Origin of the sequence: Sphingomonas ginsenosidivorax, from assembly GCF_007995065.1 — a bacterium.
GTDB lineage: Bacteria > Pseudomonadota > Alphaproteobacteria > Sphingomonadales > Sphingomonadaceae > Sphingomonas > Sphingomonas ginsenosidivorax.
The window spans coordinates 904,745-917,364 of the sequence record NZ_VOQR01000001.1; the positions used below are offsets into that span (position 1 = coordinate 904,745).

11 protein-coding genes are annotated in these 12,620 nt (G+C 67.6%); 6 read left to right on the plus strand and 5 right to left on the minus strand.

What is annotated here, in order from left to right:
• Positions 1-11: 11 nt before the first annotated feature.
• The 6 genes from FSB78_RS04045 (at position 12) to FSB78_RS04070 (ending at position 7,216) form a co-directional block, all read left to right on the plus strand.
• A complete protein-coding gene (locus FSB78_RS04045) occupies positions 12-212 on the plus strand; it encodes a hypothetical protein (RefSeq protein ID WP_147080183.1) in 201 nt (66 codons plus the stop codon).
• 321 nt (positions 213-533) lie between these two features.
• A complete protein-coding gene (locus FSB78_RS04050; protein WP_147080185.1) occupies positions 534-851 on the plus strand; it encodes a 2Fe-2S iron-sulfur cluster-binding protein in 318 nt (105 codons plus the stop codon).
• 2 nt (positions 852-853) lie between these two features.
• Entirely contained in the window at positions 854-2,449 is a 1,596-nt protein-coding gene (locus FSB78_RS04055; protein WP_147080187.1) for a cytochrome P450, read from the plus strand.
• 19 nt (positions 2,450-2,468) lie between these two features.
• Entirely contained in the window at positions 2,469-3,545 is a 1,077-nt protein-coding gene (locus FSB78_RS04060; RefSeq protein WP_242007985.1) for an NAD(P)H-dependent amine dehydrogenase family protein, read from the plus strand.
• Positions 3,546-3,680: 135 nt separating this feature from the next.
• A complete protein-coding gene (locus FSB78_RS04065; protein ID WP_147080189.1) occupies positions 3,681-4,430 on the plus strand; it encodes an SDR family NAD(P)-dependent oxidoreductase in 750 nt (249 codons plus the stop codon).
• A 281-nt stretch (positions 4,431-4,711) separates the two neighbouring features.
• Positions 4,712-7,216, plus strand: coding sequence for a TonB-dependent receptor (locus FSB78_RS04070; RefSeq protein WP_242007987.1), 2,505 nt, complete (start codon positions 4,712-4,714; stop codon positions 7,214-7,216).
• A gap of 201 nt (positions 7,217-7,417) precedes the next feature.
• Here the strand turns inward: FSB78_RS04070 and FSB78_RS04075 are convergent, their stop codons facing one another.
• From FSB78_RS04075 to FSB78_RS04095, 5 genes are read right to left on the minus strand one after another with little or no spacing between them, the layout of a single operon-like run.
• Positions 7,418-8,494: a CaiB/BaiF CoA transferase family protein gene (locus tag FSB78_RS04075; RefSeq protein WP_147080191.1), complete on the minus strand. Its 1,077-nt coding sequence runs from the start codon at positions 8,492-8,494 to the stop codon at positions 7,418-7,420.
• Positions 8,491-9,465, minus strand: a complete 975-nt coding sequence (locus tag FSB78_RS04080; RefSeq protein ID WP_147080193.1) for an NAD(P)H-dependent flavin oxidoreductase — start codon at positions 9,463-9,465, stop codon at positions 8,491-8,493. The genes FSB78_RS04075 and FSB78_RS04080 overlap by 4 nt, the downstream gene beginning before the upstream one ends.
• A gap of 18 nt (positions 9,466-9,483) precedes the next feature.
• A complete protein-coding gene (locus FSB78_RS04085; RefSeq protein WP_147080195.1) occupies positions 9,484-10,632 on the minus strand; it encodes an acetyl-CoA C-acetyltransferase in 1,149 nt (382 codons plus the stop codon).
• Entirely contained in the window at positions 10,632-11,432 is an 801-nt protein-coding gene (locus FSB78_RS04090) for an enoyl-CoA hydratase/isomerase family protein (protein ID WP_147080197.1), read from the minus strand. The genes FSB78_RS04085 and FSB78_RS04090 overlap by 1 nt, the downstream gene beginning before the upstream one ends.
• Positions 11,429-12,619, minus strand: coding sequence for an acetyl-CoA C-acyltransferase (locus tag FSB78_RS04095; protein WP_147080200.1), 1,191 nt, complete (start codon positions 12,617-12,619; stop codon positions 11,429-11,431). Before FSB78_RS04095 ends, FSB78_RS04090 begins: the two co-directional genes overlap by 4 nt.
• Position 12,620: the final 1 nt, after the last annotated feature.

Genomic DNA, 12,620 nt, shown 5'->3' on the forward strand with positions numbered 1-12,620 from the left:
GGGCGCTTCTCGTGGCATTGCTTGCCGCAGGGGTGAGCGTCGGGATTCATTTCGTAGAAGTCGAGACATTCGGTGTGCGCCAGGAGGGGGTCGCTGCAGTGCTGATCTGGAAGGCGATGTATGGCGGCCGTCTGGCCCTTGTCGTAACCTTGACCATGCTGCGTCGCGCGCTCGCCGAACGCGGCGGGGCCGGCCGAATTGGCGATGGCTGACCAGATCGTGACTTCTGCCGACTTCAGACATTCCGTTCATCACGGTTGAACGCGTAATCGACCGGGCGTGGCCGCACACCGCGTCCGCCGCGCCATGCGTTATCTCACCGGCCGAGGATGGCGGAGCTTTGTTGTCCGTGGCGGACCAAGGCGGCGGCGAATGGCACGCTAGTCGAGCGTGCCGATGAGATCTCCCGTTCCAGATCACGACACGCCAAACACCGTCTTCGCCCCGGCGATGCCGTGCGTCCCCGCCTAGTGCAGATCTTCGACCTATGCGACACTGCGTAGCATAAATCGAAGCCGGGCGGGTGAATGCGGATGACCGAGTTGATCGTCACGACGAGAGAGGGCGACGTGCGCACGATCGATGCGGCGGACGGCGCGAGCGTGATGGAGGCGATCCGCGAGGCCGGGATCGACGAGCTGCTCGCGCTGTGCGGCGGCGCGTTGTCGTGTGCGACCTGCCACGTGCATGTCGATCCCGCCCATGCCGACGCACTGCCGCCGATGAGCGCGAACGAGGACGACCTGCTCGACTCGTCGGGGCACCGCGATGCGACGTCGCGCCTGTCATGCCAGATCCGCGCGACCGCGGACCTGCCGCGGCTTGCCGTCACCATTGCCCAGGAGGATTGATCATGACCGATCTCGCCGAGCTCGATTATTTCAGCGACCATTCGATCCTCAAGGACCCGTATGCCTATTTCGAGGCGGTACGCGCGAAGGGGCCGATCCACCGCCTCGCCAACGGGATCGTGGTGGTCACCGGGTTCGACCAGATCCTCGACGTGATCCGCAATACCGAGGATTTCTCGTCGGTGATCGCGCCGCAGGGGCCGGCGATGGCGTTGCCGTTCACTCCCGAGGGACCGGACATCACGCCGCAGATCGAGGCGCATCGCACCGAGTTTCTCGGCGGCGACCTGATGGTCTCGCTCGACGATCGTCCGCACAAATATTCGCGGTCGCTGCTCAATCCGCTGTTCACGCCGTCGCGATTGCGCGCGAACGATGCGTTCATTTCCGCCTATTCCGACGAACTGGTCCGTGCCGCGGTCGCAAGGGGCAGCTGCGATCTGGTCAAGGAGATCGCCACGCCGTTCGTGACGATGGTGATCGCGGACCTGCTCGGGGTGCCGGCCGACGATCGCCAGTTGTTCATGGACGCGATCGAGAACGGGCCGCCGCCGGGCAGCCTGGATGCGCAGGACCAACTGAACCAGAACCAGCCGCTGGTGGTGATGGCGGGCTATTTCATCAATTACGTGACTGACCGGCGCGAGACCCCCCGCGACGACATTCTGTCGGAACTCGCCAACGGCCTCTACCCCGATGGCAGCAAGCCCGACGCGATGGAGATCGTCCGGCTGACCACGTTCCTGTTCGGCGCGGGCCAGGATACCAGCGCGAAGCTGATCGGCAACGCGATGCGCTTCATCGTCGAGCAACCGGGGCTGCAGCAACAGCTGCGCGACGACCCGTCGCTGATCCCTGCGCTGATGGAAGAGGTGCTGCGGCTCGAAGGGTCGACCAAGATGACCGCCAGGCTCGCGCGCAAGGATACGCGGATCGGCGATCTGGCGGTGCCGGCGGGGACCAAGGTCATGCTCGCGCTGGCCGCCGCCAACCGCGATCCGCGGCGCTGGACCGAGCCGGAGGCGTTCATCCTCGACCGGCCGAAGATCAAGGAGCATCTCGCCTTCGGACGCGGCGGGCACGTCTGCGCCGGGGCGCCGCTCGCGCGGGCCGAGGTCCGCGTGCTGCTGGAGAAGTTCCTGGAGCATACCGCGCATATAGACCTGGTCGAGGCGAAGCATGGTCCCAGGGGCGCGCGGACGCTCGAATACGAACCCAGCTTCATCATCCGCGGACTTGCCGAGCTCCACCTGGAACTCACCCCGGCGGAAGGGTTCGTACCCCCCGAAACCAAGCCCGAACCCGCGGCGGACGCGCCGAAGAAGAAGGGCATCTTCGGGTTCCTCCACCGCGACACGCCGGTTGCGGCGGCCCCCCGGCACTACACCACGGCGGAGACCAAGATGGGCGTGCTGCTGGGCGATCCCGCGGCCTGCACGATCATCGACCGGCATTTCCCCGGCGTCACGACCGACAAGCGGATCGGCATGGCCAAGGGGATGCCGCTGCGCATGATGCAGAAGATCGCGCCGGGCAATTTCACGGACGAGGGCCTCGACGCGATTGATGCCGAGTTCGCGAAACTGCCCAAATGCTGACCGTGCGCGGAGACCTGGCATGAGCGATCCCGCGACCGGCCACGCTGTGCCGAAGCGCTACAGAGTCGTGCAGTGGGCGACGGGCAATGTCGGTTCGCGCGCGCTTCGCAACGTGATCCAGCACCCCTATCTCGACCTTGCCGGGGTGTGGGTGCATTCACCTGACAAGGTCGGGCGCGACGCCGGCACGCTGTGCGGCATCGACCCGGTCGGGATCGCGGCGGTCGGGACGCTCGAGGCGGTCGTCGCCCTCGCGCCCGACTGCGTGCTCTACATGCCGCATCAGGCGAACCACGACGAGCTGACGGCGTTGCTCGCGGCCGGCATCAACGTCGTCACCACGCGGACCGAGTTCCAGAACCCGGCGCGGCTCGATCCGGCACTCAGGGCACGGATCGAACAGGCGTGCGTACAGGGCAACAGCTCGCTTCACGGTACCGGATCCAGCCCGGGCTTCGTCACGGAGGCATTGCCGATCGTGCTGGGGTCGCTGCAGCGCCGGCTCGACTGTCTGTCGATCTCCGAGTTCGCGGACGTATCGTCGCGCAATTCGCCCGAACTGCTGTTCCAGGTAATGGGCTTCGGCTCGCCCCCGCGGGCCGCAGCCGATCCGGGCATGCTGCACCATTTGCGCGAGACGTTCGGGGGCACGCTGGCGGTGGTCGCCGATGCGATGGGCGTCGGGTTCGACAGCCTCGAGATATCGGGCGGCCTCGGCTTCGCGCGGCACGACGTTCGGATCGCCGCAGGTCTGATCCCGGCCGGGACGGTCGCCGCGACCCGTGCGGTGATCACCGGCGTGCGCGACGGCAAGCCGCTGATGCGGATGCTGCTCAACTGGTACGTCTCGCGCGACATCGAGACGAGCGACGGCGAGGATTGGGACCTGCGGGAGTCCGGCTGGCGGCTGCTGGTCGAGGGCGATTGTCCGCTCGACGTCTCGATCACCTATCCGGTCGCGCCAGAGGACTATGCCGAAATGACGCCCGGGCTGACCGCAAACCGCCCGGTCAATGCCGTCGCGGTCGTGTGCGAAGCGTCGCCGGGCATCCGCACCAGCGCCGACCTGCCGCAAGTGATCGCGCGACTCGCATGACCCGTACGCCGTCAGCGGCGGCGATCGATGCGCCCCCAAGACCCGGAGGTCGGGCCGGGGTGGCCATCGACCGACCGGCTAGTCGCTTACCATCAGGAACCGATCGCGGTTCCATCATCACGGGAGTTGAAGCGCATGAGCAAGGATCGCGTCGTCGTCGTCACGGGTGGTGCATCGGGCATGGGCCTCGCCATCAGCACGCTGTTCGCCGGCAACGGCCATCCCGTCGCGATGCTCGATATGGATGGGGCCCTGCTCGAGCAGGAGAGCCGCGCGCTCGCGGCCACCGGCGCGAAGGTGCTCGCGCGCCGGGTCGACGTCACCGACCGAGCGGCGGTCATCGCCGCCTATGATGCGATCCGCCGGGATCTGGGCCCGATCAGCATCGTCATCGCCAATGCCGGTATCTCCTCGCCCGAGGATTTCCTGACGGTCAGCGTCGAAGCCTGGAACCGGATGATCGACGTCAACCTGAACGGCGTGTTCCACACCGTGCAGCAGGCGCTGCCCGATATGATCGCGGCGGGTTGGGGACGCGTCGTCACCATCTCGTCGCAGGCAGCGCAGTCCGGCGCACAGGATCGTGCGCATTACGGTGCGTCGAAGGGAGGCGTGATCGGCCTGACGCGCTCGTTGGCGCGCGAGTTCGCGGGTCGCGGTATCACCGTCAACACGATCCCGCCGTCGCTGGTCGATACGCCGCTCGCGCGCAAGGCGGTCGAGGCGGGGCAGGTGCCGCCGCTCGAGATCATCGCGCAACACATCCCCATTGCGCGCCCCGGCACGCCCGAGGACATCGCCAATGCCTGCGAGTTCCTGTGCTCGGACAAGGCGAGCTACATCACCGGACAGGAACTCAACGTCAACGGCGGCTCCTGGATGTGAGACGGGGTACCGTCCCGGGGGCGCTCGGGGCGGATGCCAAGGCTCGGCGCGTACCGGCGCATGATGCAGGATCGTCGCCGACTTGTTCTTGATCAATGCCGACGTCGGCAAGGTCAGGCGTAACGGTCGCGTGAGTAGCGATACCGCCATGGCGATACGGATTGCGCCGATTCCGTCTATTAGAACGGATGCGCACGATTAAGAGTGAGGCGACACTGTAACGATCAAGCCGGGGCACTTCGCAACGAAGTGGACACAGGGCTGTTAGGGGAGGAAGACGCGTGAAATCTGCTCTGCAATTCGCACTCCGTGGCGCGAGCCTGCTTGCGATCGGGATCTCCGCGCAAGGCTTTGCCCAGACTGCTCCGGTCGCCCCAGGGCCGGCCGCCCCGGCTCCGGTCACCCCGGCTGCCCCTGCCGCCGCTCCGGCAACCGTCGTGCAGGAAGGGAGCAGCGCCGACAGCGAGATCGTCGTTACCGCCCGTCGCCGCGACGAGAGCGTGCAGGACGTCCCGGCGGTCGTGAACGCGGTGACCTCGGCGGACATCGCCAAGCTCAACCTGCGCGAATTCAACGAGGTGCAGACGCTCGTCCCGGGTCTTCAGCTCACCAGCAGCGCGAACGGTATCGGCGGCAACGCGCAGCTGCGCGGGGTGAACTTCAACATCAACGCGAGCGGGTTCAACCCGACCGTCGAATTCTACCTCAACGACGCGCCGATCACGGCGGGCGTCATCCTCCAGCAGATCTACGATATCGGCCAGATCGAAGTGCTGCGCGGGCCGCAGGGCACGCTGCGCGGCCGCGCATCGCCCTCGGGCGCCATCACGATCACGACGAAGAAACCCGATCTCTACCGCGTCGGCGGATTTGCCGACCTGACCGCCAACGACATCGGGACGCAGAACGCGCAGGCCGGGTTCAATCTCCCGATCGTCGAAGGTATCGCGGCGGTCCGTGTCGCCGGCGTCATCAACCAGGACAACGGCAACAACGTCCGTACGATCAGCGCGACGGGCGACCTGCGCGACCCGTATTCGCAGACGAGAAGCGGTCGCGTGAGCGCCGTCGTCGCACCGATCGACTGGCTTCGGTTCGAGGGGATGTATCAGCACGTCGACCGCTATTCGCGGCAGTGGGAGCAGCTCGGATCGTTCAACCAGGTCAACGGCTCGGCGCCGGCCAGTCCCACGCTGATCCGCGCGAAGGACTATAAGTCGAACCTGCCGCGGCCCAATATCACGCGGCAGATATTCGATATCTATAATGGTCGCGCCGAAGCGACCTTTGCCGGACAGCAGCTGATCTATCAGTTCCAGCATTATACGCAGAAGATCGATAGCCAGTTCAACTTCGATTACGCCGCGGTGTTTCCGACCACGCCGGTGACCCAGGTCACCGCTGCCCGGATCCGGTCGACCTCGCACGAAGTGCGACTGCAGAACCAGGAGCGCGTCCTGGGCGTGTTCGACTACGTCGTCGGCGGGTTCGACAACGTCAACGTATCGCCGACCAACCTGACCTCGCCGACCGTGGTGCGGTTGCCGCTGGCGTTCGGCGGTGGGGTCGCCACCGTCGTGCAGACGCCGATCAGCCGGCGGGGACGGTCCCACGAACGATCGCTGTTCGGTAATCTCACCGCGCATATCGGCGAGGCTACCGAGATTTCCGGCGGGCTTCGCTACATCAACTTCAAGGACAACGGGTCGCTGTCGGTCAACGGTGCCGTCATCTCCGTCAATACGGCCGACGACAACAAGTTCATCTATACCGGGTCGATCAAGCACTCCTTCTCGCCGAGCCTGATGGTCTATGCCAGCACCGGCAGTTCGTATCGGCCCGGGATCAACACCGTCGGCGATTTCAACATCACGCCGTCGCCACGCGAACTGAGCTTCCTCAATCTCGGGTCCGAATCGTCGAAATCGTACGAGGTCGGGTTCAAGAGCACGTTGTTCGGCGGGCTTCGCGCCAACGTCAGCGCCTATCACCAGACCTTCAAGAACTACCCGTACCGGGCGGGCAGCGGCGTCTTCTACGTCAACACCGTGGCGGTCCGTAACGCGGCGGGTGCCGTCACCTCGCTGGCGCAGCAGGTCAACCAGTTCAACTTCGTCGCGGCGGTTCCTCTGGAAGTGAACGGCGTCGAGGCCGAGTTCGCCGGCGACATCTCGTCGCAGTGGAACGTCGGACTGGTCGCGAGCTATGCGCTCGGCAAGATCAAGAAGGGGATCATCCCCTGCAACGACCTGAACGGCGACGGACGGCCCGACACTGTCACCGCGACGCCGACGCTGGCGCAGTTGCAGGCTGCGGTCGGCGCCAACAATCTGGGCGCGTGCACGACCAACCAGCGGTCCGCGTTCCTGCCGCCGCTCAGCGTGACGTTGCAGTCGGAATATCATCTGCCGATCACCAACGGGGTCGACGGTTTCCTCCGCGGCCTCGCCAACTTCGCCGGCAAGTCGCAGACCGATCCCTCGAACGCGTTCGACGACGTGAAATCCTATGGCACGCTCAACCTCTTCGTCGGCATCCGCGATCCGAAGGGGCAATGGGAACTCACGGCGTTCGCCAAGAACCTGACCAATACGATCAAGGTCCTGAGCCGGTCGAACCCGGTCGATACGTCGTACCAGCAGCTCGGGTTCGGGGGCATCGGCCCGGCCGGCCCGATCCTGACCGGGCCGACCGGCGCGGTGCAGACGGGGACCTACAACATCATCTCGACGACGCCGATGCGCGAGTTCGGCCTGAACGCGAAGTTCCGCTTCGGATCGCATTGATCGCGGCAGATCGGATCCTCGTGCGGGACGAGTAAGGGGCCGGGCATCGCGCGATGCCTGGCCCCCTTTCTATTGCGGGATGCAGACGGCGGCACCGTTTGATAGAACAGGCGAGCAGTTCGCTGACGATCCGCCACCGAGCGCAAGCCGGATGCCCTACCTAGCGGCGACGCTCGCTAACCCAGTAGAGCCTCGACGGGATCAGGAGGCGATGCCCCAGTCGGCGAGGCGGCGTGCAGGATCGACGTCTGCGCCGATACGCCCCGGAGTTCGCGACAGTCGCGGGGCAGGAGCCGCGTGCCGGACTCCGTCGATCGTGACGCCGCGGTCCGCCATATGCGGATGCGTGGCGACCTCGTCGAGGTCGAGGACCGGCGCGAAGCACACGTCGGTGCCCTCCAGCACTGCGCACCACGCGTCGCGTGGGCGCGTCGCGAAGATCGCCGCGAACCGTGCCGCCATGTCCGGCCAGCCCGCGACGTCCATCTGCTCGGCCGCGAGCGTAGACGGCAGGCCCAGGCGGTCGAGCAGTTCGGCGTAGAATTTCGCCTCGAGCGAACCGACCGAGACATAGCGGCCATCCGCGCATTCATAGCAGCGATAGAAGGGCGCAGTGCCGCCCAGGATGTTGCGGTCGCGCGCGATATCCACCTGTCCCGACGGCACCAGTCCGGCGAACATCGCCATCATCGACTGGACGCCGTCGACGATCGCGGCGTTGACGACCTGTCCCAGGCCCGACCGTGCGCGTTCGAGCAGCGCGGCGAGGATGCCGGTAACGAGGAACAGCGAGCCGCCACCGAAATCGCCGATCAGGTTGAGCGGCGGCGGCGGCGGTGTCCCGGGCGGACCGATCGCGGCCAGCGCGCCGGTCAGCGCGATATAGTTGAGGTCGTGGCCGGCGACGCAGGCCAGCGGCCCGGTCTGCCCCCAGCCGGTCATGCGCCCGTATACCAGCCGCGGGTTGCGCGCGAGCGCGACGTCCGGCCCGAGCCCCAGCCGTTCCATCACGCCCGGGCGCGACCCCTCGATCAGCACGTCGGCCGCGTCGATGATGGTAAGGGCGCGTTCGCGGCCGGCGGCGGTGCGGATGTCGAGCGACAGCGTGGCGCGGCCGCGGTCCATCACCGGGTTGGGCCAGCCATTGCCACCCTCGCGCTCGATCCGCAGTATTTCCGCGCCCATGTCGGACAGCAGCATCGCGGCATGGGGACCGGGGCCGATGCTGCCGAACTCGACGACGCGCAGGCCGGAGAGCGGCGTGGCGCCGTCGGTCACGCCGCGAACGCCAGCCGGTCGCGGACGATGGCATGGGCGTCGTCGATGATCCGCGTGATCAGGTCGGCGACGCTCGGGATATCGTGGATCAGGCCCTGCACCTGTCCGGTCCAGACGAGCCCGGCATCGAGGTCGCCCTGCTCCAGCGCGACCCGGCCCTGCGCGCCCTTCACCATGTCGGCGACATCGCCGAACTGCGCACCGGGACGCCGGAGGATCTCGACCACCCGGTCGGACACGCTCGTCTTGCCGACCCGGGCGGTATTGTGCAGGCTGCGGAAGATCAGATTGGTCGCGCGTTCGTCGTTGTCGACGATGAACTGCTTCACGCGGTCGTGGATCGGTGCCTCGCGCGTCGCGCAGAAGCGGGTGCCCATGTTGATGCCCTCCGCGCCCAGCGCCAATGCAGCGACCAGTCCGCGGCCGTCGGCGAACCCGCCACTGGCGATGACCGGGATGGTCAGGCGGTCGACCGCGGCGGGGATCAGGATCAGGCCGGGGATGTCGTCCTCGCCCGGATGCCCGGCGCACTCGAACCCGTCGATCGAGATGACGTCGACGCCCATCCGCTCCGCCGACAGCGCGTGGCGGACTGCGGTGCATTTGTGGAGCACGGTGACCCCGTGCGCCTTGAAGTCGTCGACATGCTCCTGCGGCTTGTGCCCTGCGGTCTCGACGATCCGGACGCCGGAATCGATGATGGCGCGGCGATATTCGGCATAGGGCGGCGGATTGACCGAGGGCAGGATCGTCAGGTTCACGCCGAACGGCTTGTCGGTCATCGTCCGGCACCGGTCGATCTCGCGGCGCAGGTCGTCGGGGGTCGGTTGCGTCAGCGCTGTCAGGATGCCGAGCCCGCCCGCCTCGGACACCGCGGCGGCGAGTTCGGCGCGGCCGACCCACATCATCCCCCCCTGGACGATGGGATGCTCGATCCCGAGCAGCCTGGTGAATCGGTTGGTGATCGGCACGCCAGTCTCCCGCTCGAATCAAAGCATCTCGACGATGGTCACGTTGGCGATCCCGCCGCCCTCGCACATCGTCTGCAGTCCGTAGCGTCCGCCGCGACGCTTCAGCGCATGGACCAGCGTGGTCATCAGCTTGGTGCCGCTGGCGCCCAGCGGATGGCCGAGCGCGATCGCGCCGCCATGGACGTTGAGCTTCGCCGGATCGGCGCCCGTCGCCTGCAGCCACGCCATCGGGATTGAGGCGAACGCCTCGTTCACCTCGAACAGGTCGATATCGTCGATCGACAGGCCCGCGCGCGCGAGCGCCCTGGCGGTCGCAGGAATGGGTTCCTCCAGCATGATGACCGGGTCCCCGGCCGTCACGGTCAGCGTGTGAATACGGGCGAGGGGGGTGAGCCCGAACGTCTTGAGTGCGGCTTCGCTGACGATCAGCGTACCCGATGCGCCATCGGTGATCTGGCTGGCATTGGCCGCAGTGATCGTGCCGCCTTCGGTGATCGGCTTGACCGCGCCGATGCTCTCGAGCGTCGCGTCGTAGCGGATGCCCTCGTCATGGCGGAGCGTACCGACCGGGACGATCTCCGCGTCGAACGCGCCCGCCTGCGTTGCCGCGGCGGCGCGCTGGTGGCTCTGGAGCGCATAGGCATCCATCGCGTCGCGCGTCAGGCCGTATTTGTCGGCCACCATCTGCGCGCCGACGAACTGGCTGAACTCGGCGACGTCGTAACGGTTCAGGATCGCCTTGCTCCACGGCCCTTCGCCCAGTCCGGCCTCGGCATGGAGGCGGAAATTGGAGCCCATCGGGACGCGGGTCATGCTTTCCGCGCCGGCGGCGATGACGACATCCTGCGTCCCCGACATCACCGCCTGCGCGGCAAAGTGCAGCGCCTGCTGCGACGATCCGCACTGTCGATCGATCGTGACCGCCGGCACGCTGTCCGGCAGCGTCGAGGCGAGGACCATGTTCCGGCCGAACGCGAACGCCTGTTCGCCCGCCTGGCTGACGCACCCGACGATGACGTCTTCGACCACGGCCGGATCGATCCCGGTTCGCGTGACCAGCGCATCGAGGATCGTCGCACCCAGATCGGCCGGGTGGACCCCGGCCAGCGCCCCCTTGCGACGACCGCCGGGGGTTCGGACGGCTTCGACGATATAGGCTTCGGCCATCAGCGGGCTCCCGGAATACTGGCGTTGGGGAAATCGGGTTTGCGCTTGGCGAGATAGGCGGCGATCCCCTCTCGTCCCTCCGCGGTGCGCGCCTGCGTGGCGATGCTGCGCGCCTCGGCATCCAGGTGCGCCTCGAACGGCGTCGTCTGGGCGTCGAGCAGCAAGCGTCGCGTCGCGCCGATCGCCGAGGTCGCGGAGGCCACGAGCGCATGCGCGAGGGCGATCGATTCGGTCGCCAGCGCGTCCGGCGCGGTCACGCGCGTGACCATCCCGATCGTTGCCGCCTCGTCTGCCCCGACGCGGGTGTTGCGCAGGCACAGCTCCTGCGCGCGGCGCAGGCCGATCAAGCGCGGCAACAGCCAGCTCGTCCCGCCATCGGGCGACATGCCGATCGCGGTATAGGCCAGGGTGAAATGGGCCGTCGGGTCGGCAAGCGCGATGTCGCCGAGCAGGGCAAGGCCGATCCCCGCGCCTGCGGCCGGACCGTTGACCGCGGTGACCAGCGGCTTGTCCATTCGCGCCAGGCGCGCGATCGCGGCGTGGAGATAGGCGGTGATCTCTTTGAGCAACGCCGGCAGCCGCTCGCCCGCGTCGCCGAACGAACCGACGTCACCGCCGGCGCAGAAGAACCGCCCGCTGCCGGTCAGCAGCACGCAGCGCACCCCCGGATCCTCGTCGCACCGGATCGCCGCCTCCATCAGCGCGCGCGCCAGCGTGACGTCGATCGCATTGGCTGCCTGCGGACGGTCCAGCGTCAGGACTGCGACCGCGCCGTTACGCTCGACGCGCAGGCCCGTCATGCGCCGATCAGCTCGACCGCGACGGCGGTCGCTTCTCCCCCGCCGATGCACAGCGCGGCAACGCCCCTGGTAAGCCCGCGCCGCTTCAGCGCGGCGACCAATGTGGCGATGATCCGCGCGCCGCTCGCGCCGATCGGATGGCCGAGCGCGGTCGCACCCCCGTTCACGTTCAGCTTCTCGTGCGGGATGGCCAGCTCCCGCATCGCGATCATCGCGACGGTCGCGAACGCCTCGTTCACCTCGAACAGGTCGACGTCGTCGACGCGCCACCCGGCGCGGTCGAGGACCTTGCGGATCGCCGCGACCGGCGCGGTCGTGAATTTCGCCGGTTCGTGCGCATGCGCCGCCGTCGCGACGATCCGCGCCTCCTGCGCGAGGCCCAGCCGCGAAGCCACGCTCGCACGGGTCAGCACCAGCGCTGCCGCGCCATCGGAGATCGACGCCGAGGTGGCCGCGGTGATCGTGCCGTCCTTGGCGAAGGCGGGTTTCAGGCCGGGAATCTTCCCGGGCCTGGCCTTCCCCGGCTGTTCGTCATCGGAGACGATGACGTCGCCGCCGCGCGTCGTCACGGTCACGGGCACGACCTCGTCGGCAAACCCGCCGCCCGTCACCGCGGCATTCGCGCGCGTCAGGCTCTCGATCGCGAAGGCGTCCTGGTCCTCCCGCGTGAACTGGTACTCGCCCGCGGTATCCTCGGCAAAGGCGCCCATCGGCTTGCCCTTGTCATAGGCGTCCTCGAGCCCGTCCATCATCATCGAATCCGACACGACGTCATGGCCGATCCGCGCCCCCGCGCGATGCTTGGCGAGCAGGAACGGCGCGTTGGTCATGCTTTCCATGCCCCCTGCGACCACGACGTCGACGGTCCCGGCCATCAGCGCCTCGGCCGCCATGATCGTCGCCTGCATGCCGGAGCCGCACATCTTGTTGACCGTGGTCGCCTCGACCGAAATGGGGAGGCCGGCGCCGAGTGCCGCCTGTCGTGCCGGCGCCTGACCCAGCCCGGCAGGGAGCACGCATCCCATGTAGATGCGGTCGATGATCGCCGGATCGACCCCGGAACGCTCGACCGCGGCCCGGACGGCGGTGGCGCCCAGCTGCACCGCGGTGACGCCGGACAGCGCCCCCTGGAAGCCGCCCATCGGCGTGCGGGCATAGCTGGCGATAATGACGGGATCGTCGGTCATG